Raw genomic sequence first — 26,482 nt, 5'->3', positions numbered from 1 at the left:
CCGACCGATCAGAAAGACACCAGGTTCGTGATGCGTTCGGCGGTAATCGCAGCTTTCGTCGGCACAACCCTGCTCGCCGGCGCCACCGGTACCGCGACCGCGGATATCGTGGTCGAACCGGGCACCGGATCCAGTACGGGTTCGAGCTCGACCACCACCGGATCAGCCGGCGGTGTCACCACTACCGGCTCCTCGGGCACCGGCTCAGCCGGTGCCGCGATGTCCGGCTTCGAGAATCTATTGTTCGGCGGGCCACTGCTGTGCGCCGCACTCGGAAGCGCCGTCGGAGCGACGCTCAGTTGCGCGTAGGGCTAGCCGTTGTCGGCGTTGCCCGCCTTCCATTCCGGCCACGGGATGTTCCAGTCACCGAGACCGTCCACGCCCGAAAGCGTGCCCCCAACGGTGTTCTTGACGATGGTGATATCGCCACGCTTGGCGTTCTGCAAAACCCACAGCGCGTTCGCGGGGCTCAGGTTGAGGCAGCCGTGGCTGGTGTTCGAGTAGCCCTGCGCACCGACCGACCACGGGGCGGAGTGGAAGAAGATGCCGGAGTAGGAAAGCCGGGTCGCGTAGTCGACCGGCGTCTTGTAGCCGTTCGGCGAACTCACCGCGACGCCGTAGGTCGAGGAGTCCATGATGATCCGGTCGAAGCGGTCGCCGACGATGTAGATGCCGTTATCGGTGGGCGTGCTGTCCTTGCCCATCGACGTCGGCATGGTTCGCACCACCTCGCCGTTCATCTCCACCGTCACCTGCTTGGTGTTGTCGTCCGCGGTGAAGATCGTCGGAGCACCGACGGTGAAGAACGAGTGGATATTGTCCTGGCCGAACAGTCCGTTGCCGAGATCACGACCGTAGACATTCACATCGATGGTGACCTTGGTGCCCGGCGCCCAGAAATGCTCCGGCCGCCACCGGACCTCGCGCTTGTTCACCCAGTAGAAGGCGCCCTCGACCGGCGGCTCGGTGGTGATCTTGATCGCATTCTGCGCGGCCTTGCGATCCGGGATGTTCTCGTCGAACTGCACGGCCACCGGCTGGCCGATGCCGACGACCTCGCCCTCACCCGGCAGCAGATATGGCTTGGTCTGGCTGTCCGGGGAACTTGTGGTGAAGCTCAATACGGTCGAGTTCGCGCCGCCCAAACCGATCGCATCGGCCTTCAGCCGGTAATTCTTGCCGTAGCCGAGCACCTCGGTGGTCTCCCACGTCCGCCCATCCGCGGCCAGCTTGCCCGCGACCGCAACACCCTGCGGATTGGTCAACGTCACGGTGGTGAACTTGCCGTCGTCGACCTTGAAGGTCAGCGGCACGCCCGGCGAAATCCCCATGTCACCGTCCTTGACCGGCGACAACAGCTTGGGCTTCATCAGCTCGGTGATCGGATTACGGTCGATGGCAACCGTCGGATTGTCGGCGGCGTTGGATGACGAACACGCCATCAAGGCCAGCGCCAACACCGCGCACACGATCACCGGTCCCGTGATCTTTCTCATCGACCGATGTCGACCAAGACCAACGTTCATAACCAAACCCCGTTTCAAGTCTCGATGCACCAGGGCACCGATGGCTCGGATCCAACCCGACCACGCTCCTCCCGCAACGCCGACGGAGTTCGGTCCGGATCACGCTCCAGACATTCTGCCAGCGCAACGTGTCCGGTCCAATGTGAAATCCCTCCGCCACAGGCGAGTTCCACCGGTTAGATCATCCGCACCCCATCGGGTGTTAACACCCCTCGCGAACTCCCCCATCGGCCCCGGTCAGAAACCGATTTCACTTATGGGTACTCGGCCTGTTAATGTTTGTCCCGCACCGGAACACGGAGCGCAGCAAGACACGCGCCATTAGCTCAATTGGCAGAGCAGCTGACTCTTAATCAGCGGGTTCGGGGTTCGAGTCCCTGATGGCGCACTTAAATTAGCAGGTCAGGCCCGCTTTCATGAATGGTCTTCTTTCGCTCTATCGGACCGTCACCAAAAGAACACCAAAAAGTCACCACCACTGACCGATGGTTCCTCAGCTGGCACTGCCCAGCCCAGCTCCAACACGGCCGATGAGTCCGGTGCCTGCTCCGGCGAGACGATGTAATGCCGCTCCGTGATGCCCTCCGGGTCGGCGAACTGCGGTGGCGGATCGCGAGGTGCCGAATCCCTCCGCGCGCCATCCGAGACTCGAATCGGCCGCCGCACCTTCGCACGAGTGGGCAATCGTCGAGACGCCTCCTGCGACCCCCGGTGCGGCACAACGCGCATGTCGAACTGACTTCACCGGCTCGCGTAGGCGCGAAACCCGCAGTTGGACAGGTGATTCCCTGACATCGGGCGATTCGTCACCGTGTCGCGCGCCGTAACAACCGGATCACCGCCCGTTCCACCACCAACTGACGTCCGTCCTTGGAATCGGCTCTGGCAGCGCGCGCCAACGCCTTGGAAATCGTGACACCATCGGCGAACGACTCGACTACGCGGGGATCGATATAGGATGCACGGGCCACGGCAGGGGTATTGCCCAGCGCGGCAGCCACTTCGGCCACCACTTCCCGTTCGGCACTCTTGCGTGCACGCTGCGAGGTGGGCGGATCCACGCGCCCGAATCCCGCCGCAGCGAGTACGGTGGCCTGCCAGGTGCGAAGATCCTTTGCGCTGCAATCGGTTCCGGTCAGCTCCTTGAAACGAGTATTGATGTCGTCGGCGTGCAGTTCCCGGTACTGGCCGCAGTGGCGATAGACCAGAAGCCGCTCGGAGTCAGCGCGACTGCGCTGCAGCGATCGAACCGCGCGTGCGAGCAGCGCGTCGCGGATACGGACGCGCCGCCGGACTCCGCCTTTGGCGACATAATCGAACAGCATCTCATCACCGTCCAACTCGACCTGGTCGCGCAGCAGGGTCGCGACACCACGCGTACCGTTTTCTTCGGCGTACTCCTCGCCCCCGATCCGGAAAACACCACGGTCGAGTAAACCGACCGCCAATGCCTCGACCCGGTGCCGCCCCAACCCCGGCCTATCCAGATCGTCCCGGATCTGTTCACGCAGTGCCGGGAGTCGAGTGGCCAGATCCAGGACCCGGTCGAACTTCTCCTCGTCCCGTTCCCGACGCCACTGCTCGTGGTAGAGGTACTGGCGCCGACCCGCCGCATCCACGCCGATCGCCTGGATGTGGCCGTTCGGGTACGGGCAGATCCACACCTTGCGCCACGCGGGCGGGATCACCAGAGCTCGAATGCGGTGCAGCAGTTCGTCATCCGATACGCACTTACCGTCGGTATCGACGTAGGAGAATCCCCGGCCACGGGTTATTCGACGGACACCGGGGCCGTAGGGCCTGCTTCGACGCAACCGCACCCAACCTCCTACCGAGTGAAGAATCAGCGGGCTACCCGGCGATACCCGTTCAGTCGGCAGGCAATCGGAGACCGACCGAGTTTCAATTCCGGTGGGGCAGCGGCGCGGACATGACTCGGTTGGCGATGGCTTTCACCGAATCCGGCAGGATCTGGCTGGCGGTCGCGATCGCTTTGGTACCCAAGGAGGCCGCGGCTACCTTCTGCTTGTCGGCGAGCAAGGCGTCGATACCCTGGCGGGCCACATCGGCAGGGTCGTCCTTGGGTCCGCGACCGATTACGGTGCCGAGCATTTTGGCGCGGCGGAAGAAATCGGTGTCCGTCGGTCCTGGCATCAGTGCCGTCACCGTGACTCCGGTGTCGCGAACTTCCTCGCGCAGTGCCTCGGCGAAGGACTGCACGAAGGATTTCGATGCGTTGTACACCGCCTGCCGAGCGCCGGGCATCAACGATGCGATCGAGGACGTGAACAACAGGCGACCGGTATCGCGGCGCACCATATCGCCGAGGACAAGCTTGGCCAAATGCACCGTGGCACGCACATTGAGGTCGATGATGTCGAACTCGTCATCGAGATCGGTATCGACGAACGCACCACCGCGCCCGACCCCGGCATTGAGGGCGACAGCATCGAGTGGCCGTTCGCCCTCGGTCGCCGCCGAGTACAGCTGCCGCACTCCATCGACGGTACGCAGGTCCACCTGCACCGCACGCACCTGCACTCCCGGACGGCGCACGATATCCGCGGCGATCTCTATGGCGGAGTCCTCGGCGGCGATCACCACGTCGTAGTCGCGTGCTGCGAACTGTTTGGCCAGTTCCAGCCCGATTCCGCTGGACGCTCCGGTAACCAGGGCAAGGGGACGCATATCAGTCATACCCTTCGCATACCCACCACCAGCGACTCAATCAGGACGCATGGACCACGCGGGCAAGTCCAGCACCACGGTTGGCGTTGACGCGCAAACAATTCCGTGCCGAGACCATCGACGACACCGCGATGGGCAGCGTGCAGGAAACGACCGGCGTACCCGACACCTCGAGTCGTTCGTCCGGCAGCGTCGGGAGATGCGGGCATATCGGGAGGCGTGGCGTCGACTTCGTCCATGACCTGCGACCGCGCCATGTCGCCGAACGATCGCCCGTTCGCCCGCGTCGATCCGTCGGCTGTTTCGGGTGCCGCCGCTCGGGTAGGCCCTGGACGCCCCCATCGCCGCGTCGAGTTGGACAGGAGAGCCGATGTCGCACGACCACCGCCTCACGGGACTTCCCGCCCTCACAGCACTGACCGATCTCGGATTCGCGGCCGTAGCGGCCGGTGTGATCGCCCGCCGCCGCCCGGTGATGGGCCTGCTCGAACGCACTCGCGCCGATGCCCGCGCCATCGCCCGAATGCGGGCACTGCGCGAACAATTCGGTTCCGGACCGGTGGAGCTCGTGATCCCGGGCAGGCGGATCGTCGTCGTGCTCGACCCCGAGGACGTCGGTCGCGTACTCGTCGGCGCACCAACCCCATTCCACCCCGCGAACCGTGAGAAACGCGCCGCACTACGACAATTCCAGCCACACGGGGTGCTGCTGTCGGAAGGACCGATACGCCAACAGCGTAGGGCACTCAACGAGTCGGCTCTCGACACCTCGGCTCCCCTGCATCACCTGGCCGGACCCATCGCAACGATCGTCGCCGACGAAACGCGCGACATACTCGGCACCGCCCTGCGACGCGGCCACTTGGACGCCGCACAGTTCACCGCCGGATGGTGGCGGCTCGTCCGGCGCATCGTGTTCGGTGACCGAGCACGCGAGGACGACACGATCACCGACGAGCTGTGGCGGCTGCGGTCAGCGGCCAACTGGTCCTTTCTGTCACCCGTGCACCGCTCCCGCCGTGACCGCTTCTTCGACCGGCTCTACCGACGCGTCGAGTCGGCGCCCCCGGACAGCCTCGCCGGTGCCCTCGCCACAATCCCCTCCGGCGCCGCCACTGATCCGGTCGGTCAGATCCCGCACTGGCTGTTTGCCTTCGACGCGGCCGGTATCGCCGTCACCCGCGCGCTAGCGCTGCTCAGCACCCACCCCGAACAACAGGCGCGGGCAGCAATCGAGGCCGACGAACCCACCCGCCCGGACCTGCGAAAGTACCTGCGCGCCTGCGTACTCGAGTCGGTCCGGCTCTGGCCGACGACGCCCACGATCCTGCGCGACACCACCGAGGACACCCGCTGGGGCCGCGGCGAGCACGAGTTCACCATCGACGCGGGCGCCGCCCTGATGATCCCCGTGCCCGCCTTCCATCGCGACCCGGACCTGCTGCCGTTCGCCGATGAATTCGTCCCCGACATCTGGCTCGACGGTCGCGCCCAGCGGTATCCGCAGCTGGTGCCGTTCAGCGCCGGCCCCGCCGAATGCCCCGGCCGCAACCTCGTCCTGTTCATCACCAGCACCCTGCTCGCCCACCTGCTCAGCACCGCGGACTTCCGCATGTTGTCCACCCCACGGCCGGATCCCGACACAGCACTTCCGTTGACGTTCAACAACTTCGGGATCGACTTCGCCATCCACCCCACCCTCGCCCCCGTCCCATGAGCACCGAGGTCGATCGCCACGGATCACAAGGAGACCCCGCCCGCCAGCACGGTGAGTCCGACAGCGAAATCGGTCGAGGACTCCACCAGCCAACCAACGCGCTCCATCAGGACCACGCGGTATCGGTGCCGCTCCAGGCCGTCGACAAGCAGGTCACCGATTCGGCACGCAGATCGAGCAACCTCGCGGCCGTCACCGCGGCACCGCGGCACCGCGGGTGAGTATCAGCCCACATACCGACGCGCGGGGGAACGGCGCTGGGATTCTTCCAAGAGCAGGAGGCCCGCCTCCACCTGCGGCGGCACGACTTTCCGTTCGCGAAGCACCCATGGGAATCCACGCAGTGTCTCGAGGACGGCGGCAGCCGTTGTCAGGTCGGCCGGTGCCGACCCGAGCACAACGGCGCTGCGCCGGGCGGCGCTTCGGACCGGGCGGCGCAACCACAGTGTCCACAAGGTGTTCCTGATACCGAGTCGACGGCGAAGGGTCGAGTCACGTGCACGCGAAGGCTCGTGATGGATCAGGAGGTCCTCCACCCAGCACATCCACCAGCCACGTGCCGCGAGGTCGAGCGCGAGTAGCTCTTCTTCGCCGCCGAACCACAGGCGTCGGGAGAAGCCCCCGACTTCCCGGAATGCGCTGACCCGGAAGGCCGACAGGGCTGCCATCACGCCGAGAAGCGCGGGACCCGGCAGCCAGTCGGGCCCGGGAACCGGTGAATCACGCAGTTCTGGCGTGATGGGGTCCTCGTGGAGGTCGGGCGCGACCAGGCATCGCCCGGTCACCGAGCCCAGGCCGGGGTACTGGTCGAGTAGGTCGGCGGCGCGGGTCAAGGCGCCCGGCTGCCATCGGGTGTCGTCATCGCAGAAAGCCACATAAGGCGTGACCACCCGCTCGACCGCCATGTTTCTGGCCACCGCCCCCAGGTTGTCGGTCGAGCGGAGGAGTTCCACGGTAGGGAATGCCGCGGCGACCGCGTCGGCCGTGCCGTCGGTGGAGCCGTTGTCGACGAGAATGATCGGCGCCGCGTCGACAAGCGCGGTCATATGCGCGAGCGTTTCCAGTAGTTGTTCGCGCCGGTCGCGTGTGATCATGACAACCGTCATTCGTGCCGTGGCCATCGGTCACTTCCTTTCATCGGCGAGTTCCAGGGTTCTGGCTCGGTGTTCCACCTCCGGCGGTAGCCGACGGCGCTGCGCCAAGGCCGATGGCAGCCGGCGAAGGACGCCCGCGATCACCAGCAACGTCCGCGGATCACGCACTGCTCGGCACACCAGGCCGACGGACTCGGCCACGCACCGCCGTAGCGGCCGCCGCATCCAGGCGATCAACGCGTTGTTGCGCTGTTCGACGCGCCTGCGCCAGGCCTGCGGCGGTCGCTGCGCCGACGGGTGGTGATGGGCGCGGACCTGCGCCAGATAGCACAGGTCCCAACCGCAGGCCGCCAGATCGAGCGATAGCAATCGTTCTTCGGCACCGAAATGCAGCAGCGGACTGAATCCGGCGGCCTGCAGGTACGCCTCCTTCCGGACGATCGCCGCACAGGCCAGGAAGCCGAGGACCGACGGTCCCGGTAGTTCGGGGAGATGCCCGAGTGGGCTGTTGGCCATCAGTTCGTTGACCGGATCGTCACGCTGGTCGGGGCCGACGAGCGTGCGTCCCGCTACCAGGCCCAAACGTGGATATGCGTCCAGCACCCGCACGGCTTCGGGGAACGCATCAGCGGCCCACCACGAGTCGTCGTCACTGAAAGCGACGTAGGGCGTTCGGGCGATCGCGACGCCGAGGTTGCGCGCACTCGCCCCGAGATTGCGCCGTAGTCTGATGACTTTCACATCCGGGAATGCCTCCGCAGCGCCGACGGTGTCGTCGACGGAAGCGTTGTCCAGCACCACGATCGCAGGGCGTGGGCGCAACGCGTGTAACTCGGTCAAGGTGCGGGTCAATTCGCAAGCGCGATTATGGGTGGCGATGACGACCGTGGTCTTCGCCGTAGTCGGGCGATTCACGCCGGCCATCCGGCGAGCAGTTCACCGAGCAGATCCTGGGTCAAGGCGTCGGCCGCAGGGAACTCACGCCGCCGCGCGCGTTCGCGCCCATCCGGCGACAGGCACCAGCGCCACCAATATTCGAACGCGCCGGCGTCGGCGGTTTGTTCGGCGTGGACCAGCGCGGGCCAGTTCAGCGCCCCGGCCTGCGCGGTGACCTTCCCGCCGCCCGCGATGGGGTCCACCGCCAGAACCGGGATACCGGCTCGCAGGCCTAACACCAAGCCGTGCAAGCGAGTTGTGACCACCGCGTCGAGGCGGGAGAACACCGACTCGAGCTGATCGGGCGTGCGGCATCGGCGCCAATCATCGGGCGTCAGCCTCGTATCGAGTGGGATACGCGCGCAGTCGAGCTCGCGGAGCCAGCACGTCAACGCCCGATGCACCGACCGATGACGACGAGCCCCGCCGTATTCGGCCTGTCCTGGGGCGAAGGCAACTCCCACCACCGGAACGGTCACCGTGGACGCCGCGACCGCCATGTCCGGTCGCGCGGTGGACAGACCGTCACGCGCCAAGACGCGATGAAACCCGGTGACCGCCGCATCGGCCGGATCGAGAATGGAAACCCCCACCGCGATGCGTCGGCAGTTCGCATACCGTTCGTGCAGGAACCGCACCTGTTCGCCGTGGGCAGGCCCGCAGACGAACACGAGGTGCGAATATCGTTCAGCGTCGGCGTCGTCCAGATGTAACGCATCGGAACGGAAACCCGGACTCCACGCCGTGTCATGCGGTATCTCGACGGATGCCAGGGCGTCGCACACTCGGCTCATGCTCATCACATCTCCGGCGGTCGCTTCGCCGTGCACAAAGCTCGGCCACCCGGTGACAAGTACCCGCATGTGCGGGCGCATACCCGCTACATCCCAGGCCAATCAGCCGTCCCAGCAATCTTTTGGTAATGCCCTGGCTGCTCCGCAGTTTCAGGTGCTGAGCAACTCGCAGCGGAGGAGATTCGTCGTTATGGGCGGCTCGGTGACCGGCGCGTCGGATGTGCGGATCTAAGTGCGGGCCGCACGCAGGTGCACCACCTTGGTCTGGGTCATCTCGTCCAACAACTCCGGTCCATAACCAAAGCCGGTTCCGCTTCCCCCGCGCGGGTGCGCAGCTCCGCCGGGCGCCCCGCCGAACACCGCATTGATCTTGACCGTGCCGACCGGCAGGGCGCGCCAGGCGTGCTGGGCATTGGCCATCGACGCGGTGAGTACGGTCGCGGCGAGCCCGTAGCCGTCACTCGCGGCCTCCGCGATGCCCTGTTCGAAAGTATCCACCGCCCGTACCGGTGCGACCGGACCGAACGTTTCTTCGCGCATGATCCGCATATTCGGATCGCAATGTGCCAGCACGGTGGCCGGATAGTGCGCGCCGGGCCCGTTCGGCACGGTACCGCCCGTCACGAGATCGGCACCGTGGACCACCGCGTCGTGCACGTGGGCGTGGACATGATCGCGATGGCGCCGGTCTACCAACGGCGCCAACTTCCGGGACTCGGCTTCAGCCGTCAGCGCTGCCATAAAGGCCTGCAGGATGTCCCGGTGCACGAAGATCCGCTCGACCGAGACGCAAATCTGCCCGGAGTTCGCGAAGGCGCCGAGCGCCGCCTGGCCAGCGGCCCACCCGGGGTCCACACCGGCATCGACGACCAGTGCGTCATTGCCGCCATTTTCCAGCAATGCCTTCGCGCCGGTGGTCGCGGCGCTCTGCGCGATCGACCGTCCCGTGGCCGTGCTGCCGACGTGCGCGATGACGTCCACATCGGGACGAGCGGCAAGCAGAGCGCCGACCCTCCCATCGCCTTGCACTGTCTGCAGTACGCCCTCGGGAATCACCCGAGCGAGCAGACCGCCCAGCAGACCGCCGGTGTGCGGTGCGCGTTCGCTCGGCTTGTACACAACTGTATTTCCGGTGACCAGTGCCGCGCCGAGCAAACCGCAGGACACCGCTACGGGATCGTTCCATGGCGTCAGCGCGACCACAACGCCACGAGGTTCCCACACCATGAGGTCGGTCGCTTCGAAGTCCCCCTGAAGGCTCTTTCCTCGGTGCACCGGTCCCAGTTCGGCATATTGCTCCAATGTCGCCGCACCGGTCAGGACCCCCTTCTTGGCCTCGGATTGCGGGCGTCCGGTTTCGACACGGTTGAGCTCGGCGAGTTCATCGGCATGCTGGCGAAGCAAGGCGGCGCCGGCACGTAGTGCGGCGGCCCGCTCGGCCGCCGGGGTTCGCGCCCATGTGGACTGGACCCGATTGGCCAGCGCTACCTGCCGATCGATTTCCGCGATACCGGTCATGGGCACCTTGCCGACGGTGACACCGGTTGCGGGATCAAGGATCTCGATAGTGTCTCGATGGTCGGTGGCAAACGCGACAGAGTTGGGTGCGTTCATACCGCGGGCGTTACCTGACACCCACTGTTCAAACCCGTCGGTGGCAAGCGCCGTACCGGGCTGCCAGCGCCGGGAATCCCTGGACCAGGTTTGATCCGGCGCTGAGCGGCAAGAGCTACCGACATGGCCGAGATCACCGAACGGCTCACCGTGCTCGTTTGGCATGTGCATGGCTCTTGGACCAGTTCGTTCGTCCGGGGACAGCACGATTACCTGGTCCCCGTGCTGGAAGGAGGGGGGCCGTGGGGCCGTGGGCTGTGCGGGCGCGACTGGCCCGCCGCTGTGGAAGTGCCCGCGGGTAAGTTGCGCGAAACCGAGGTCGACGTAGTCGTTCTCCAACGTCCGGAGGAGATCGAGCTCACCGAGCAATGGCTCGGTCGTCGTCCCGGCGCCGACATTCCGGCGATCTACGTCGAGCACAACACTCCGCGTCCCTGCGCGGCCACCACCCGGCATTCGCTGGCGGATCGCACCGACATCCCGATTGTGCACGTCACGCACTTCAACGATCTGATGTGGGACAACGGAAAGGCGCCCACCCGGGTGGTGCCGCACGGCATCGTCGACCCCGGAGCGCTGTACACCGGCGAAGTGCCACACGGGGTAGCGCTGATCAACGAACCGATGCGGCGCGGCAGGATCACAGGAAGTGATTTGTTGCCCGCCTTCGCGATGGCGGGGCCCGTCGATTTGTACGGCATCGGAGCCGACGACTTCACAGTGGACGGAGCCACCGGACACCCGATTCGTGGAATCGGCGACTTCGAACAATCGGTATTGCATCCGGAAATGGCCAGGAGAAGGGTATATTTGCACACCGCGCGGTGGACTTCGCTCGGATTATCTCTCCTGGAAGCCATGCACCTGGCCATGCCGGTAGTGGTGCTCGCCACTACCGAGGCCATCCGCGCGGTGCCGCCGGAAGCCGGCGCAATCTCTTCTGACGTCGCATGGCTCACCGCCAAGTTCCATGAATTTCTCCACGAACCCGATCTGGCGGTGCTCGCCGGCAAGTCGGGACGGCAGTTCGCGCTGGAGCATTACGGCCTCGATGTCTTCCTGCGGCGGTGGGATGCCCTACTCGCCGAGGTCACCGAATAGCTGCGGTGGCCCGGACCGGAAAGGCGGGATCATGAAGATCGCGATGGTTTCCGAACACGCCAGCCCGCTCGCCGCGTTGGGCGGCATCGATGCCGGTGGACAGAACGTCCATGTCGCGGAACTGTCCGCGGCCCTGTGCCGACAAGGGCACGAGGTTACCGTCTATACCCGACGCGATGAGGCACAAGCGGCGCATACCGTAACCACCGAACAAGGTTACCGGGTGATCCGTGTGCCGGCCGGCCCAGCTCGTCGACTGCCGAAAGATGAGTTACTGCCGCACATGGGCGAATTCGGCGCCTTTCTGCGAGAGCACTGGCGACACGAGCGCCCCGACGTGGTACACGCCCACTTTTGGATGTCCGGGCTGGCGGCCATCGCGGGCGCTCAACCCGCCGGCATTCCGGTAGTACAAACATTTCACGCGCTCGGGGTGGTGAAACGCCGCCACCAAGGCGCGGACGATACCAGCCCGGCCGACCGACTACGCCTCGAGCAGCTTATCGCCGAACAAGCCGACCGCATCATCGCCACATGTACCGACGAGGTGTTCGAACTAGCCAGGATGGGCGTGCCGCAGTCCCGGACATCGGTCATTCCGTGCGGGGTGAATCTCGAGCAGTTCACACCCGATGGGCCGAGCACACCGCGGTCGGCCGAGCACCGGCTGATGACTGTGGGCAGATTAGTGCCTCGCAAAGGTTTCGATATCGCGATCACCGCACTCACCAGCCTGCCCGACACCGAATTGGTCCTGGTCGGCGGCCCGGACAACGGCAAAGTCGCCGACGACCCCGAAGGCCGACGGCTGCTGGCGCTCGCGGACGAGCTCGGCGTGCGAGACCGGCTCCGCATGCTGGGACAGGTGCCGAGGATCCACATGGCTCCGCTGCTGAGGTCGGCGGACGTGGCTGTGTGTACGCCGTGGTATGAGCCGTTCGGCATAACCCCCCTCGAAGCGATGGCATGCGGCACTCCCGTGGTCGCCACCGCGGTCGGGGGGCTCATCGACACGGTCGTCGACGGTGTGACCGGCAGACTGATCGCCCCGCGGGCACCCGCGGAACTGGCTGACGCGGTCCGCGATCTCCTGGCCGCGCCCGAACGCGCAGACCAGTACGGTCGCGCCGGTCGCGATCGCGTCGAGTCGCGCTATTCCTGGGACAGGATCGCCATGGAGACACTCTCTGCGTACCGTCGGGTGACGGCCATGCGGGTGCGCAACGACAGCGGGGGCAGTGACGGCGGTTCGATCGAGCGGGTCGGCGGCGTGCTCTCCCCCGAGCCGTCGTCGATAGATCAGGGTTTTCGCGCAACCGGTCACGGTAGGCGATAACGTGTCGGAACAATACGAACGTGCGCTGGTCACCGGTGGGTGCGGATTCGTCGGATCGCACCTGTGTGAACAGTTGCTCGACGCGGGCACCGCCGTGCTCGCGCTCGACAACTTCGCTACGTCGACACCCGCCAATGTTGCCCGACTGCTGGACCGCCCCGGGTTCGAGCTCATACAACACGACGTCACCGAGCAGTTGCCCACGCTGGGCTGCTTCGACGTCGTTTTCCACCTCGCGTCGGCCGCGTCACCTGCGGCCTACCTACGACTGCCGATCGAGACGCTACGAGCCGGTGCACTCGGCACCGCCAACGCCCTCGAGCTGGCCGAGCGGAATCGAGCTCGATTCGTGCTGGCATCGACGAGCGAGGTATACGGTGACCCAGCGGTGCACCCGCAGCCGGAGGGTTACTGGGGTCACGTCAATCCGGTCGGTCCGCGCAGCGTCTACGACGAGGCGAAACGGTATGCCGAGGCGTTGACCATGGCGTTTCGCCGGGAACGTGGAGTGAATACCGGGATAGCCCGAATTTTCAATACCTATGGTCCATACATGCGTACCGACGACGGTCGAATGGTGCCCAATTTCATCGCTCAGGCGCTATCGGGCGCACCGATCACCATCGCGGGAACCGGCGAGCAGACCCGCTCGCTGTGTTATGTCGACGACACGGGCCGCGGTCTGCTCGCGCTGGCGTCCACCGACCATCCTGGGCCGGTCAACATCGGCAATCCGCATGAAATCTCCGTTCGAGGCCTCGCCGAGGAGATCCGATCGGTGACCGGCAGCACGTCCCCTGTCCAGTATGTCGACGGTGCTATCGACGATCCGAAACGTCGCTGTCCGGATATTTCGCTGGCCCGCCGCGAACTGGGCTGGTGGCCAGTGGTCACCAGGGCGGAGGGGCTGCGCCGCACGATCGACTGGTTCATCGGGCGCCGGGCCGTGGCGGCTGAGGAGTCGCTGCGCTGATCACAGCTGTGCAGCGCAGCGGTTTACTGCCGACGCACCCGGGTAGCGCCTCAAATATGTCAGCGGGCTGATCATCCGGTCCCGCGTCTCGAACAGAAAGGCGGGGCTCGTGCGCATTCTCGGAATCAACGCGGTATTCCACGATCCTGCGGCCGCCTTGGTCATAGACGGCGAAATCGTCGCGGCCGCGGAGGAAGAGCGGTTCACTCGTCGCAAGCACGGCAAGCGGCCGGTGCCGTTCTCCGCGTGGGAGCTGCCCGAACAAGCTGCCGCATGGTGTCTGGATCGCGGCGGGATACGTCCCGATCAGCTCGACGCGGTGGGCTACTCCTACGACCCGAGGCTGGTCGATCATTCACTCGACGGTCTCGACCGAGGAAGCGAATCCACCCGTACGGACTACGCGCGCAGGGCGCCCGCGTTCCTCGCCACCGCATTGCCCGGCCTCGACCCCACGATTGTGCGCTTCGTGCGACATCACCTGGCGCATGCCGCTTCCGCAGCGCTTGCCGCCCCATCGGGTGATTCGGCGGTGATGGTGGCCGATGGACGCGGCGAGAGCCATTCCTATCTCGCCGGAGAATATCGGGACGGCAAGTTCGTCGAGTTGGCGGCACAACAGCTACCGCACTCGCTGGGGCTGATGTACGAGGACCTCACCCAACATCTCGGATTCGCCCGGTCGAGCGACGAATACAAGGTGATGGCTCTCGCCTCCTACGGCACGCCGCGGTTCCTCGACCGGTTCCGGGAACTGGTGTATTCCACCGGTGCAGGTGGATTTCGAACCGAACCCGTGGACTGGGAGTCCTTCACGCCCGCGGTGACCGACGGTGCGTTCGGCCGAGATCATGCCGATCTGGCCGCCAGTGTCCAGCGACGCGTCGAGGATGTGCTGCTGGAGTTGGCTTCCTGGCTGCATCGTCAGACCGGTCAGCCGAACCTCACGCTGGCCGGTGGCGTCGCGCTGAACTGTGTGGCCAACACGCGGCTGTACGCCGAAGGTCCCTATGAACGGATCTGGGTTCAGCCGGCGGCGGGGGACGCGGGCACCGCGCTGGGTGCCGCGCTGCAATTGGCGGCCGAGTTCGGTGAGCGTGCTGAACCGATGCCGGGTGCCGACCTCGGCCGCGAGTGGACGGACCAGGAGCTGGAAACGATTCTCCGCACGGCGAAGATCCGGTACACGAAATCCGAAGACGTCGCGGCGGACGTGGCGCGAGCGCTCGCACAGGACCAGGTGGTGGCCTGGTTCCAGGGTCGGGCCGAATTCGGCCCGCGCGCACTCGGGCATCGTTCGCTGCTCGCGCATCCCGGACGGTCGGCGAATCTCGAACGTCTCAACGATGTGAAGGGGCGAGAACAGTTCCGGCCACTCGCACCGATGGTGCTCGCCGACCGAGCGTCCGAGATTTTCGGGCGCGGGCCGTTGCCGAGCCCGTACATGCTGTTCGTCCACGATGTCGCCCCGGCGTGGCGCGACCGAATTCCCGCCGTGACGCATGTGGACGGCACCGCACGTATCCAAACGATCGATCCCGCGGATGATCCTGTCCTGGGCAGGATGTTGTCGGAGTTCGACAGGCTCACGGGTGTGCCCGTTGTGGTGAACACGAGCCTGAACACCGCTGGCAGGCCGATGGTCGATTCGCCCCGCGACGCCCTCGAATGCTTCGGTTCCGCCCCGATCGATCTGCTCGCAATCGGCCCTTTCCTGGTGCGGCGCTCATGAACGGCCACACCATCGACTACAGCATCGTGATTCCGACTACGGGCCGGGACAGCCTCCGGTTGCTGCTCGAATCGCTCGACACCGCGGCGGGTCCGCGGCCGCGGGAAGTCATCGTGGTGGACGATCGTCGCAGCGGCGGGGAACTGCCGCTGCCCGAAACGCTGCTTCCGGTGCGGGTTATTCGCTCGGGTGGCCGTGGACCCGCTGCCGCGAGGAACGCGGGTTGGCGTCACGCCGCTGGCACCTGGATCGCCTTCCTCGATGACGATGTGATCACCGCGTCGGATTGGCCTGCGCGATTGGCCGATGACCTGCGTGGTCTCGATGAGCAGACGGCGGCTTCGACGGCTCGTATCGAGGTTCCGCTGCCGGAGCACCGCCGACCGACCGATGCGGAGCGAGGAACCGCACGACTGGCCACCGCGCGGTGGATCACAGCGGACATGGCCTACCGCCGCAGCGCGCTGGCCGCCGTCGGTGGCTTCGACGAACGGTTCCCGAGGGCATTTCGCGAGGACGCCGATCTGGCGATCCGAATCTGCCTCGCCGGTTATGTCATCGCACCCGGACAACGGCTCACTCGTCACCCGGTCCGCGAATCCGGGCCCATGGCCAGTGTGCGAGCACAACGCGGAAACGCCGACAACGCGTTGCTGCGGCGAAAGTACGGCGCTCGGTGGCGTCAGCGCATCGGCGAAGAGGCCGGACTCCTTCCACGCCACGCGCTCACCACGGCCGCGGGTGCGGGGGCCGTGGCATTCGGCCTAGCAGGTCGCAAACGCTCAGCACTCGTGTCGGCGGCGGTCTGGGCGATGCTGACCGGCGAATTCGCGGCGCGCCGGGTCGCGCCCGGGCCCCGCACACCCGGCGAAATCGGCCGCATGGCGGTGAGCAGTGCGCTGATTCCACCGGTTGCGTGCTGGCACCGCCTGCGTGGTGAACTCCGGCACCGCAACGCAAGCCACGCTTCGCCGCTGGCGTTGCTGTTCGACCGGGACGACACCCTCATCGTCGATATCCCTTATCTCTGCGACGCCGACAGGGTTCAGCCGGTGCCGGGTGCCGTCGACGCGCTGCGGCTGGCGCGTGCGGCCGGCATCCAGCTCGGCATCGTGAGCAACCAGTCCGGTGTCGCACGAGGTTTGATCAGCCGCGAACAGCTCGCCGCGGTGAACTCCCGGGTCGAGGAATTGCTCGGACCATTCGCGACGTGGCAGGTATGTCCGCACGGCGAAGGCGACGGCTGCGCGTGCCGCAAACCCGAGCCGGGCCTGATCCTCCGGGCCGCGGCGGAGCTCGGTGTCGACGTGGGCAGGTGTGTGCTCATCGGTGACACCGGCGCCGATGTCACCGCCGCGACCTCCGCGGGTGCCCGCGGGATTCTGGTACCGACGGCGAGAACGCGCCCAGAAGAAGTGCATCGCGCGCGGCAGGAAGCGACCGTGGCGCACGATCTGGCCGAAGCCGTACGGCTGGCGATGGCGGGTGTGCCTTGACAGGCCGGGCGCTGGTGGCGCGCATGGACAACATCGGTGATGTCCTGCTGGCGGGGCCATGCGTACGTGCGGTGGCGGCGCACGTCGATTCGGTGACACTGTTGACCGGGCCTCGAGGTCGGGCAGGCGGTGATCTCCTGCCGGGTGTGGAACAGGTCTTGACCTGGTGCGCGCCGTGGATCGACCCGGAACCGCCCGCGGTCACCTCGGTAAACATCGAGGCGTTCGTGCATCGGATACGCGCGCTCGACATTGATCTGGCATTGATACTCACCTCTTTTCACCAATCGCCACTGCCGCTGGCGCTGCTGCTCAGGATGGCCGGTGTGCCCTGGATCGGCGCGATTTCGGACGATTACCCCGGCTCTCTGTTGGATCTACGCCATCGCGTCGAAGGTGATCCGCCCGAAGCCGAACGCGCGCTCTCGCTGGCCGAGGCGGCAGGTTTCCGACTACCACCCGGTGACGACGGGAAACTCGCGGTCAGGCAGCCGTTGCCGAAGGTGTGTGACCTGACCGGCGAACCTGGCTATGTGGTGGTGCATCCGGCCGCGTCGGTACCGGCGCGGCAGCCGTCGTCATCGCGTTCGGCGGCCATCGTCGCCGCACTGGCGAGTGCCGGTCACCGCGTGATCGTGACCGGCGGCTCATCGGACCGCCCGCTCACCGGCGCTGTCGCCGGTAGGCATGCCATCGACCTCGGCGGAGCCACCACCCTCCCCGAGCTCGCCGCCGTGCTCCGCGACGCGAGCGTCGTGGTGGTACCCAATACCGGTCCCGCGCATCTCGCCGCGGCCGTCGGAACGCCGGTGGTTTCCCTGTTCGCACCGGTCGTGCCCGCCGAGCGTTGGGCGCCTTACGGAGTCCCGGTGGCCATGCTCGGTGACCAACGAGCGCCGTGCCGCGGTAGCAGGGCCCGTGAGTGCCCGGTGGCGGGGCACCCATGCCTCGATTCGATCACCCCGGAGCAGGTCGTCATGGTGGCAGGAGAACTCAGTGCAGGCAGGCGTGAACGTCTGCGGACAGGAGGTGTGTCGTGATCGAGGAACATTTCGCGGCTTTGTGCACAGCACTGGAGCGCACCAGTTGCTTCGCACCGAATATCCGCAGATGGGGACGTGAACTCGCGGGAGTGCTCGACAACGGTGGCAGATTGCTCGCGTGCGGCAACGGTGGCAGCGCCGCCGAAGCCCAGCACCTGACCGGGGAACTGGTCGGCCGCTTCCGCAGCGAGCGGCGCCCACTGTCGGCGATCGCCTTGCATGCCGACACTTCGGCAGGCACCGCGATTGTGAACGACTACGGTGAGACGGAACTGTTCGCGCGTCAGGTCCGGGCGCATGGCAGGCCCCATGATGTGCTCATCGCGTTGTCCACCAGCGGCACCAGCCAGAACGTGGTGGCGGCGGCGAAAGCGGCGCATGACATCGGCCTTACCACGTGGGCTATGACCGGACCCGCGCCCAACCCGCTCGCGGCACTGTGCGATGACGCGGTGGCCGTGCAGGCGCCGAGCACCGCCACCGTGCAGGAAGTGCATCTGGTCTTGGTGCACGCCCTGTGTTCGGCGCTCGACGAAGCACTGGGGATCCCGACGTGAAGCCGTTGGTCGTGGTCGGCGACAGCATCCTCGATATCGACATCGAGGGTGTCGCGAACCGGTTGTCCCCCGAAGCGCCAGTGCCCGTGGTGGATGTGGAACGCCAGTGGATACGCCCGGGCGGTGCTGGTCTGGCCGCCGTGCTGGCCGCACAGTCGGTCGGCGAGGTCTCGCTCATCACGGCGACCACCGAAGACCAAGACGGACGTACCCTCGCGCGGCTGCTCGACCAGGATGTTCAGGTCGTTCCGATGCCGCTGCGCGGCGCGACGGTACGGAAGACCCGTATCCGTGCCGCCGGTCAGTCACTGCTGCGGCTGGACACCGGCGACGGGACAGCGGACGGGGCGGTGAGCGCTTCGGTCACCAGGACACTGCGGGCGGCCGGCGCGATCCTCGTCGCGGACTATGGCCGAGGAGTCGCCGCGCATCCGGAGATCCGACAACTGCTGACCGAACTGGCCCGGTCCGTACCGGTGGTATGGGATCCACACCCGCGCGGCCCGGCACCGACGCCGGGGGCGTTGCTGGTTTCGCCGAATATGAACGAGGCGCGCCAGTTCGCGCCGGGATACGTCGAACCCGATGAGTTGGCGAAGGTACTTCGTGACGAGTGGGTCGCGGATTCGGTTGCGGTGACCACCGGTTCGGGCGGGGCGGTGCTGGCTAATGGGAAACGGCTCACCGTGGTGCCCGTGCCCGTCGAGGCGCGTATCGCCGGCCATGTGCGTTCCGATGCCTGCGGCGCGGGCGACAGATTCGCGTCGGCCGCGACGGTCGCGCTTCTCGACGGGGCCACAGTGGCAGATGCGGTGTCGCACGCCGTAGAGGCGGCGGCCAGATTCGTGGTGGCGGGAGGTGCGGCCACGATGTCCACCTGCGACAGTGCGGCTGTCGCGCAGACAGGCACCGCCCAAGAAGGCGGATCGGCGTTCGAGGTGGCGGCAAGAATCAGGTCGCGTGGCGGCAGACTGGTCGCCACCGGCGGCTGCTTCGATCTGCTGCATCCCGGCCATCTGAGCTTGCTACGTCAGGCTCGGGCCATGGGCGATGCCTTGGTGGTTTGTCTGAACTCAGATGATTCGGTGCGGCGTCTGAAAGGGCCGCGCCGCCCGATCGTCACCGCTCGTGACCGCGCCCGGATGCTCACCGAGCTGTCCTCTGTGGACGCCGTCGTCGTATTCGATGAATCCTCGCCGAGCGCACTACTGGAGCGCCTTCGCCCTGATGTCTGGGTCAAGGGCGGCGATTACTCCGGCGCGGATCTACCCGAGGCCGAAGTCGTTCGCGGTTACGGCGGCGAGATCGTGCTGATTCCCACGGTTCGCGGTTACTCGACATCACAGCTGGTCGCCGCGACCCGGTCCGGTGACTGACACGAGAACGAAGGAGCGCGATGCGAACTCTTGGCAATATCTTGATCACCGGCGGCGCTTCCGGGCTCGGCGCGGCGGTTGCCGCCGCGGTACGCGAGCACGGGGGCCGCCCCTATGTGATCGACCGGGTGGAGCCCGAGGCGCCCGTCGACTTCATGCGTGCCGACCTCGCCGATACCGTCGCCGCAGAGCACGCCGTGCAGGAACTCATCGAGCGCGCGGGCGGCAGGATCGACGGCGTGTTCACCGCTGCGGGAACCGACGCCTGCGGCCCGCTGGACAAGGTGTCGACAAAGCGGTGGGAGTACGTGGTCCAGGTCAACCTCCTCGGCACCGTTGCCGTCGTACGCGCGGCCCTGCCGTCCCTGCGGGACAGCAAGGGGACGGTGGTGACCTGTGCTTCCACCCTCGGCATCAAGGCGGTCGGTGACGCAACCGCCTATTGCGCGTCGAAATTCGGGGTCGTCGGCTTTACCAGGGCGCTTGCCGCCGAAACCGCAGGCAGTGTCGGGGTGACCTTGCTGATCCCCGGCGGAATGCACACGGCGTTCTTCGACGACCGCGAGCAGCAGTACAAGCCGCCGCCCGACGCGAAACTCAACCAACCTCAGGATGTCGCCGACGCGGTGGTTTTCGCGCTGAGGCAGCCGCCGGGCTGCGAGGTCAGGGAAATGGTCGTGTGCGCATCGGAAGAGGGATCGTGGCCTTGACGGACTCGATTCTGCTGCTCCGCGCCCTCGGGCTCGGCGACCTGCTGACCATCGTGCCCGCGCTGCGTGGGCTGCGAGCCGCCCACCCGAACGACCATGTGGTGCTGGCCGCGCCGGAAGCGCTCCGCGATGTGGTCGACCTCATCGACGCGGTTGACGAATTGTTGCCGACCGCGGGGCTGGGTGCGCTCCGATGGCACGGCGCACCGCCGAAGCTGGCGGTCAACCTGCACGGCGCGGGGCCGGAAAGCATCCGTGATCTGCTGGCAGCACGTCCGGCCACGCTGCTGACCCATCGCCATCCGGATTTCCCCGAGTTGCCTGGTCCTGAGTGGTGCGACGACATGCACGAGGTGGACCGCTGGTGTCGGCTGCTGGAGTACGGAGGGATCGACGCCGATCCGACAGCGCTGCTATTACCCGCACCGCCTGAACCGCCCCCCGAATCGAACGTGGTGGTGATCCACCCCGGCGCGGCCTACCCAGCACGTCGCTGGCCATCCGAACGTTTCGCTCGAGTGGCACGGGAGCTCGCTGCCAACGGCCATCGAGTGGTGATCACCGGTACGCACGACGAAATTCGGTTGGCGAACGCGGTCGCCGAGAAAGCGGGCTTGTCGCCGACAGCGGTCTACGCGGGCCGTACCGATCTGGCCGAACTCGCCGCGCTGGTGGCCGCCGCGGCACTGGTCGTGTGCGGCGACACCGGCGTGGGGCATCTCGCCACTGCCTTCGGGACACCGTCGGTACTGCTGTTCGGCCCTACGCCTCCGCACCGATGGGGACCGCCCGCCGACGCGAAGCACCACGTCACGCTGTGGGCCGGGCACGTCGGCGATCCACATACCGACCATGCCGATCCCGGCCTGCTCATGGTGCGACCCGAACAGGTGCTGACGGCCGCGGCCCGGTTGCTCGGAGAGAAGGTGCGCCATGGGTAGTCGCGTCGGTGTGGTAGGTGCCGGTTATGTGGGGCTTACCAGTGCCGCTTGCCTTGCCCACTTAGGGCATCACGTGATCTGTGTCGACAACGATGAGTCCAAAGTCGAGGCTCTTCGAGCCGGTACGGTCTCGATCGTCGAGCCCGATCTACCGGAACTGGTTCGGGAAGGGCTGTCGGAGAACCGACTCGTCTTCACGTCGGATCCAGGGTCGCTGCATGAATGCGAAGTGGTCCTGTTGTGCCTTCCCACGCCCCCGGGCACCGATGGTACGGCTGATCTAGGCGTACTCGAGGATGTGCTGGAGAAATTGTCCACGGTCCTGCCACCGGATTGTGTGCTCGTCACCAAGTCCACCGTTCCGGTGGGGACGGCGGCGCGGATCCCCGCGCTGGCCGGCCTGGCGAGCACGACAGTCATCAGCAATCCCGAATTCCTCCGGGAAGGCCATGCGGTGCACGACTTCCTGCACCCCGACCGCGTCCTCGTCGGCGCAGCCGAGCCGGATCGGGAGTCGGCCGACCGTGTCGCGGCGCTTTACGCAGGTACGGGCGCGCCGACACTGCGGTCGGACTCGGCCAGCGCGGAACTCGCCAAGTACGCCAGCAACGCGTTTTTCGCGGTCAAGCTCTCGTTTGTGAACACACTTGCCGAATTGTGCGAACGGGTCGGTGCCGATATCACGAAGGTCACCAAGGCGATGGGGATGGATGAGCGGATCGGTCCGGCTTTCCTCACGCCCGGCCCGGGCTGGGGCGGCTCGTGTCTGCCGAAGGACACGCGCGCGCTCCTGCGGACCGCGGAGGCGTCCGGGGTGGACTTCGCTTTGGTCCGAGATGCCTTGCGAGCCAATGAGTATCAGCATGCGATCGTGATGCGCAAGATCCGCCGCGCGGTCACCGGTGCCGTGGACGGCTCACTGTCGGGTACGCGGATCGGCGTACTCGGCCTCGCCTTCAAAGCCGGGACGGGAGACCTGCGCGACTCCCCCGCCGTCGCGATCACACGGCGCCTTTCCCACCACAACGCCACTGTCACTGCTTACGACCCGTGTGTCCCGGCATCGAATCTCCCCGACCTGAACGGCATTCGGGTGGTGAACGACCCGTATCTGGTGGCAAAGGACGCCAGTGCCATCGTGATCCTCACCGAGTGGCCCGAGTTCCGTTCACTCGACTGGACGAGGCTCGCGACCGAGGTCGAGCAGGCCGTCATCGTGGACACCCGAAACTTGCTCGACGAGCGTCTGCTCAGTGGCACCGGTTTCATCCTGCTGGGCACCGGCACCGTCGAGATGGACCGCGCCAAAGATGCCATCAGCAAACCCCACACGAAATGATCACCACGCACGCGAGGCGGGAAACGCCACGTCTAGCCGTATGAGCCGCCACCGTTCGGTCATGAGGGGGACAATTATCCGGTGGCCACCCGATCGGTAGTGAGCCCTGCGGAGCAGCTGAACTGCCTGGTCGACCTCACCTGGCCGGCTGGTCGGGGCGTGTGGTGGAGCGTTTATCACATCGGCAGCGGTACGCAGGTCGCCGCCGCGCTCGACGAGCTCGCCCAGCGCATCGTCATCGACCATTGGACCCAGGCCTTGTCTTTACTGGAGCGGCCGTTGATCGGCTGCAACCTCACGGTATGCCGCGCCGATACCTCGGTCATCGATCACGCTTCGACCGCCGTTCTTATCGGCACGCTGCCCGCCGTACTGCACGCCCACGCTGCGATCATCCGCGCGCAAATCCGCTGAGGCTGCAGGGCACAGGCCAGCAGCCCCCTCGAACGGGCTGTCCGTTGGCTTTTTCGCTGGTCAGTTCAGCAATAGTCGCCTAGCAGTCCGGATAGACGCCACGGTGAAGTCACCGTCGGAGGGGTCGACGTCGAATACGATCCGGTCAGGGTGTCGAGGCGGCCTCGGCGCGACAGCCGAGCGTCAGGCCGTACCCGCCGGAAACCGATACTGCCTCAGCCGCCGCAATAACCATGGGTTTTCAGCCGCGCTGGTCGATGAGGTCTCGACCACCGACCCCGGAAAGGAACTCGCGCCATCGCAATGGTCCGCCCGCGTCGGCGGTCAGGGGTGGCGTGTCCTCTCCCGTGCCTGCACGAAGACCGGCCAGCATCTGTCGGAGTGCCTGCACCGCCGTGAAACGAGGTGTCCACCCCAGCTCGGCTCGGGCGCGCCCGGTATCCATAATCGGCAGGCGCATCATCGCATCGAACAACTCCGGCGCCGCTGGCAGCGCTCGCGCGTGCCATCCCATCGCGAGCGCTGTGCGCGCGAGTGCGGGCGGCACCGACACCACCCGGGCACCGAACAACTCGGCCAGACGGAAACGGTCGATCACCGGCTCCGCGGCCAGGTTGAACGGACCGCGGGCATCGGAATTGATCGCCAGCGCGTAGGCGCGACCGATGTCACGGCTGTGCACGGCCTGAAACCGCAGGCCACGCGGCACCGGTAGGACCGGCGCAATCCCGGGCCTGATCAGGCGATTCGGTAGCAGCGGTCCGGCGAACAAGCGCCGCTGCTGACTAGCTGTCTCCCGACGGAAGGTGAATGCCGGCCGCATCCGAACCACCCGCAGCTCCGGATTTTCAGCCTCGAATCGGTCGAAAAGCCGTTCCACGTAGGCTTTCTCACGCATATACGCAGCCGGAGGCCAGCCGTCGGTCGGCCAGCTCTCGGGTACCGGCCGGTCGTCCTGACACGGGGAATACGCACCGACCGAGGAGGCGTATACCAATGCGGGTACTTGTGCCGCCGCCACGGCGCGCAGCACACGTTCCGTGCCGCCGACGTTCGCGCGCCATGTGACCAGGGGCTGATGGGTCGGCTGGAACAACCACGCCAGGTGAACTACCACATCGGCGTCATGGAAACAGGATTCCAGATCGTCGGTTCGCACATCCGCACGAACCCATTCGACGCCGTCGTGGGGCTTGCCCGGTACGCGCCGCGCAATACCAACAATCGAGCTGACTCCGGCTTCGTCCGATAGCGCCTCCAACACACTCGTTCCGACGTTTCCGGTCGCGCCGACGACAACGACTCGCATGTCCGCTCCTTCGCTCGACGTCGAGGGTCGTTAGCGACATACCCGCCATTGTCGCGACGACACCGCACCCCAGAGGCGGTTGCTCGCCCGGACTGATCCGCCGGAACTGCTGCGGCGTCGACGGCACCGACAACAACGTTTACGCCGTCGAACTGGCCGTCGAGGACGCCTCGCTACGCGGCATCGGCGTTATCGCGCCGCCTGTGGGCGCCGCGCTCATAGCCGATGATCACGCAATCAGCGATTTCTGCAGTGCCACACCAGAGCCACCGCGGCGGCGGCCACTAACGATCCTGGTCGGCAGGCTTGTCCGCATGCCGCATCGCTTCCATCAGTTCTGCGCGAAGTCGAGCGACAGTCGGCTCATCACCAGCGTCTTCGGCTGTGGTGATGTCCTGGCGGAGTTGCGCGATAACGTCCTGGTTGCTCATGGATTTCTCCCGTCTTCGTGGTGACCGGAGTGCGCGGCTAGCGATCACGGTCACGCCGTGGGTCGATCCGATCCGTTATGCAGGGTGTCCGGATTCGGGCCGGTGAAACAGTGCACGAGCTCGGCCGCACAAACCGGCCTCGTCGCTCGACGCCGACCCCCGCGCGCGTCTACGAATTCCGTGTGGCAGTCGTTCCATCAGCCGAGATGCCCAGATCTCGCTCATAGACGTCCGGTTCTCGATCCTCTTGCTCACCCGTCCACACCGCCGCGGCCTCCGCGGGGCCCGGTGTGGCCGGTTCCGTCGGTGCCACCTCGGGTTCCTCTTCGGCCAACCGTTCTTCCAGACCACGATCGTGGGCCTGTTCCCACGGAGTCATTCCGTACTTCGTGGCCCCGGTCCACTGTTCTGGAGGATCCATTCCCGCTTCGAGCGGGTCCGCGTGCAGTCGGTCCTCGTCCAGATCCTCGGCGCCGGTCAGCGCCGCCCCATCGGATTCGACGGGGTCCGGCGCACCGGTGTCCTGCGGCGGATCCCAAGAGTTGTTCGGATCGGTCATGAGAGATCACTCCTTTCCGTCCCAGCGACGCTCGACGTCATCGCGCCTGTGACCGCTCCGCGAGCGATCAGCTGACTGTCCCTGTTTACCCGACGCATCGGGAGCGAATCCGTAAGCGCTCGGCGTGTCCGAGGGCGGTCGCATGGCGGCGCGAAGCTCGCACGGCATGTTTCCCGTTTCATCCGGACGTCGACGGGTAGGCGGCGCACAGGAGGTGAGGTATCCATGGTTCACCACACGCGGAACCGACCGGACACCGAAACATGTCCGATGTCGAGGAAAGTCGCCGATGCGACCACGCGGTTGACGCACCGCGTGCAAGCCGAGACGCGGCGCCTGCGGGATCGGGACCCCGGAGCAGATCGGAGCCGACGATGACCGCAGACCTCCCCGAGACCCCGGAACCGATCCATGAAGACCGTGATCGAGCGGGACAGGGACTCGACCAGCGCATCTCCGAACTCGGCGACAGAGCTGATATTCCGGCCGGCGCGGAGACCGAGATCAACGAGCCCGCGCGAGGGGCGCAGCACCGCACGGTTGAGACCGGACACGTGGTGGACGATGTCGCGCACGACGACTCGACTCGAGCAGGACAGTTGGTCGAGAACCCGACGCCGTCGGTATCGGAACCACTCCAGGACGTAGGCAAGCAGGTCGCGGATTCGGCACGCGGCAACCGCGTGCCCGTCGCGGCGATCGCCGCCGGGTCCGCCGCCGTGCTCACCTGGATCATCCTGCGGCGCAGGCGAACATGATGATGCCGCATCCCAGCAGCTGACCTGTGCATAGCCCG

26 protein-coding genes and 1 tRNA gene are annotated in these 26,482 nt (G+C 66.3%); 17 read left to right on the top strand and 10 right to left on the bottom strand.

From position 1 onward, the window contains the following. Window positions 1–30: 30 nt before the first annotated feature. Window positions 31–309, top strand: coding sequence for a hypothetical protein (locus ACIBG0_RS35510; protein ID WP_397038791.1), 279 nt, complete (start codon window positions 31–33; stop codon window positions 307–309). Window positions 310–311: 2 nt separating this feature from the next. On the opposite strand, the gene ACIBG0_RS35505 is transcribed toward ACIBG0_RS35510, so the two are convergent. Further along, on the bottom strand, window positions 312–1,526 hold the full coding sequence (locus ACIBG0_RS35505) for an Ig-like domain-containing protein (RefSeq protein ID WP_397038789.1): 1,215 nt from the start codon (window positions 1,524–1,526) through the stop codon (window positions 312–314). A gap of 315 nt (window positions 1,527–1,841) precedes the next feature. Between ACIBG0_RS35505 and ACIBG0_RS35500 the strand changes: the two genes are divergently transcribed. After that, a tRNA-Lys gene (locus ACIBG0_RS35500) sits at window positions 1,842–1,914 on the top strand. A gap of 418 nt (window positions 1,915–2,332) precedes the next feature. Here ACIBG0_RS35500 and ACIBG0_RS35495 read toward each other — a convergent pair. Together ACIBG0_RS35495 and ACIBG0_RS35490 are read right to left on the bottom strand one after the other, a co-directional pair. Continuing rightward, complete coding sequence (locus tag ACIBG0_RS35495; RefSeq protein ID WP_397038787.1) at window positions 2,333–3,346, bottom strand: DNA topoisomerase IB; 1,014 nt, start codon at window positions 3,344–3,346, stop codon at window positions 2,333–2,335. Between the two features lie 82 nt (window positions 3,347–3,428). After that, window positions 3,429–4,223, bottom strand: a complete 795-nt coding sequence (locus tag ACIBG0_RS35490; RefSeq protein ID WP_397038785.1) for an SDR family NAD(P)-dependent oxidoreductase — start codon at window positions 4,221–4,223, stop codon at window positions 3,429–3,431. A gap of 361 nt (window positions 4,224–4,584) precedes the next feature. Here ACIBG0_RS35490 and ACIBG0_RS35485 point away from each other — a divergent pair, with 361 nt between their 5' ends. Together ACIBG0_RS35485 and ACIBG0_RS35480 are read left to right on the top strand one after the other, a co-directional pair. Beyond that, window positions 4,585–5,931 (top strand): cytochrome P450, encoded by a 1,347-nt coding sequence (locus tag ACIBG0_RS35485; protein ID WP_397038784.1) that lies wholly within the window; start codon window positions 4,585–4,587, stop codon window positions 5,929–5,931. Further along, window positions 5,928–6,152: a hypothetical protein gene (locus ACIBG0_RS35480; RefSeq protein ID WP_397038782.1), complete on the top strand. Its 225-nt coding sequence runs from the start codon at window positions 5,928–5,930 to the stop codon at window positions 6,150–6,152. Before ACIBG0_RS35485 ends, ACIBG0_RS35480 begins: the two co-directional genes overlap by 4 nt. Before the next feature lie 3 nt (window positions 6,153–6,155). Here the strand turns inward: ACIBG0_RS35480 and ACIBG0_RS35475 are convergent, their stop codons facing one another. The 4 genes from ACIBG0_RS35475 to ACIBG0_RS35460 all read right to left on the bottom strand — a co-directional run bounded on the left by ACIBG0_RS35475 (window position 6,156) and on the right by ACIBG0_RS35460 (window position 10,369). Then, window positions 6,156–7,052 (bottom strand): glycosyltransferase family 2 protein, encoded by an 897-nt coding sequence (locus ACIBG0_RS35475; RefSeq protein ID WP_397038781.1) that lies wholly within the window; start codon window positions 7,050–7,052, stop codon window positions 6,156–6,158. Between the two features lie 3 nt (window positions 7,053–7,055). Next, complete coding sequence (locus ACIBG0_RS35470; protein ID WP_397038780.1) at window positions 7,056–7,940, bottom strand: glycosyltransferase family 2 protein; 885 nt, start codon at window positions 7,938–7,940, stop codon at window positions 7,056–7,058. Further along, on the bottom strand, window positions 7,937–8,824 hold the full coding sequence (locus ACIBG0_RS35465; RefSeq protein WP_397038778.1) for a polysaccharide pyruvyl transferase family protein: 888 nt from the start codon (window positions 8,822–8,824) through the stop codon (window positions 7,937–7,939). The genes ACIBG0_RS35470 and ACIBG0_RS35465 overlap by 4 nt, the downstream gene beginning before the upstream one ends. Window positions 8,825–8,983: 159 nt before the next feature. Next, a complete protein-coding gene (locus tag ACIBG0_RS35460) occupies window positions 8,984–10,369 on the bottom strand; it encodes an aldehyde dehydrogenase family protein (RefSeq protein WP_397038777.1) in 1,386 nt (461 codons plus the stop codon). A 123-nt stretch (window positions 10,370–10,492) separates the two neighbouring features. On the opposite strand from ACIBG0_RS35460, the gene ACIBG0_RS35455 reads away from it, so the two are divergent. From ACIBG0_RS35455 to ACIBG0_RS35400, 12 genes are all read left to right on the top strand, one after another. Further along, window positions 10,493–11,470 carry a glycosyltransferase gene (locus tag ACIBG0_RS35455; RefSeq protein ID WP_397038775.1) on the top strand — a complete coding sequence of 326 codons (978 nt, stop codon included), beginning with the start codon at window positions 10,493–10,495 and terminating at the stop codon, window positions 11,468–11,470. A 31-nt stretch (window positions 11,471–11,501) separates the two neighbouring features. Continuing rightward, entirely contained in the window at window positions 11,502–12,806 is a 1,305-nt protein-coding gene (locus ACIBG0_RS35450; RefSeq protein ID WP_397038773.1) for a glycosyltransferase, read from the top strand. Between the two features lies 1 nt (window position 12,807). After that, entirely contained in the window at window positions 12,808–13,779 is a 972-nt protein-coding gene (locus ACIBG0_RS35445; RefSeq protein WP_397038771.1) for a UDP-glucuronic acid decarboxylase family protein, read from the top strand. Between the two features lie 109 nt (window positions 13,780–13,888). Continuing rightward, window positions 13,889–15,511 carry a carbamoyltransferase gene (locus ACIBG0_RS35440; RefSeq protein WP_397038769.1) on the top strand — a complete coding sequence of 541 codons (1,623 nt, stop codon included), beginning with the start codon at window positions 13,889–13,891 and terminating at the stop codon, window positions 15,509–15,511. Then, window positions 15,508–17,007, top strand: a complete 1,500-nt coding sequence (locus ACIBG0_RS35435) for an HAD-IIIA family hydrolase (RefSeq protein ID WP_397038767.1) — start codon at window positions 15,508–15,510, stop codon at window positions 17,005–17,007. Before ACIBG0_RS35440 ends, ACIBG0_RS35435 begins: the two co-directional genes overlap by 4 nt. A gap of 23 nt (window positions 17,008–17,030) precedes the next feature. Beyond that, window positions 17,031–18,047, top strand: coding sequence for a glycosyltransferase family 9 protein (locus ACIBG0_RS35430; protein ID WP_397038765.1), 1,017 nt, complete (start codon window positions 17,031–17,033; stop codon window positions 18,045–18,047). Then, window positions 18,044–18,607, top strand: a complete 564-nt coding sequence (locus ACIBG0_RS35425; protein ID WP_397038763.1) for an SIS domain-containing protein — start codon at window positions 18,044–18,046, stop codon at window positions 18,605–18,607. The genes ACIBG0_RS35430 and ACIBG0_RS35425 overlap by 4 nt, the downstream gene beginning before the upstream one ends. Continuing rightward, window positions 18,604–19,983 carry a D-glycero-beta-D-manno-heptose 1-phosphate adenylyltransferase gene (gene rfaE2, locus ACIBG0_RS35420; RefSeq protein WP_397038762.1) on the top strand — a complete coding sequence of 460 codons (1,380 nt, stop codon included), beginning with the start codon at window positions 18,604–18,606 and terminating at the stop codon, window positions 19,981–19,983. Before ACIBG0_RS35425 ends, rfaE2 begins: the two co-directional genes overlap by 4 nt. A gap of 20 nt (window positions 19,984–20,003) precedes the next feature. Next, entirely contained in the window at window positions 20,004–20,693 is a 690-nt protein-coding gene (locus tag ACIBG0_RS35415) for an SDR family oxidoreductase (RefSeq protein WP_397038760.1), read from the top strand. Beyond that, a complete protein-coding gene (locus tag ACIBG0_RS35410) occupies window positions 20,684–21,634 on the top strand; it encodes a glycosyltransferase family 9 protein (protein ID WP_397038758.1) in 951 nt (316 codons plus the stop codon). Before ACIBG0_RS35415 ends, ACIBG0_RS35410 begins: the two co-directional genes overlap by 10 nt. Then, entirely contained in the window at window positions 21,627–22,973 is a 1,347-nt protein-coding gene (locus ACIBG0_RS35405) for a UDP-glucose dehydrogenase family protein (protein WP_397038756.1), read from the top strand. The genes ACIBG0_RS35410 and ACIBG0_RS35405 overlap by 8 nt, the downstream gene beginning before the upstream one ends. Before the next feature lie 81 nt (window positions 22,974–23,054). Next, a complete protein-coding gene (locus ACIBG0_RS35400) occupies window positions 23,055–23,387 on the top strand; it encodes a hypothetical protein (RefSeq protein WP_397038754.1) in 333 nt (110 codons plus the stop codon). A gap of 241 nt (window positions 23,388–23,628) precedes the next feature. Here ACIBG0_RS35400 and ACIBG0_RS35395 read toward each other — a convergent pair whose 3' ends face one another. The 3 genes from ACIBG0_RS35395 to ACIBG0_RS35385 form a co-directional block, all read right to left on the bottom strand. Next, complete coding sequence (locus ACIBG0_RS35395) at window positions 23,629–24,696, bottom strand: NAD-dependent epimerase/dehydratase family protein (protein WP_397038752.1); 1,068 nt, start codon at window positions 24,694–24,696, stop codon at window positions 23,629–23,631. A gap of 284 nt (window positions 24,697–24,980) precedes the next feature. Beyond that, entirely contained in the window at window positions 24,981–25,127 is a 147-nt protein-coding gene (locus ACIBG0_RS35390; protein ID WP_157110833.1) for a hypothetical protein, read from the bottom strand. Window positions 25,128–25,296: 169 nt separating this feature from the next. After that, window positions 25,297–25,686, bottom strand: coding sequence for a hypothetical protein (locus ACIBG0_RS35385; RefSeq protein WP_397038749.1), 390 nt, complete (start codon window positions 25,684–25,686; stop codon window positions 25,297–25,299). Between the two features lie 374 nt (window positions 25,687–26,060). Here ACIBG0_RS35385 and ACIBG0_RS35380 point away from each other — a divergent pair, with 374 nt between their 5' ends. Continuing rightward, window positions 26,061–26,444 carry a hypothetical protein gene (locus ACIBG0_RS35380; RefSeq protein ID WP_397038748.1) on the top strand — a complete coding sequence of 128 codons (384 nt, stop codon included), beginning with the start codon at window positions 26,061–26,063 and terminating at the stop codon, window positions 26,442–26,444. Window positions 26,445–26,482 lie beyond the last annotated feature (38 nt).

Origin of the sequence: Nocardia sp. NPDC050630 (assembly GCF_044457245.1) — a bacterium.
In the GTDB taxonomy this organism is placed as follows: Bacteria; Actinomycetota; Actinomycetes; order Mycobacteriales; family Mycobacteriaceae; genus Nocardia.
Note: the sequence above shows the minus strand (reverse complement) of the source record. Positions and strands in the feature narration are given on the sequence as shown.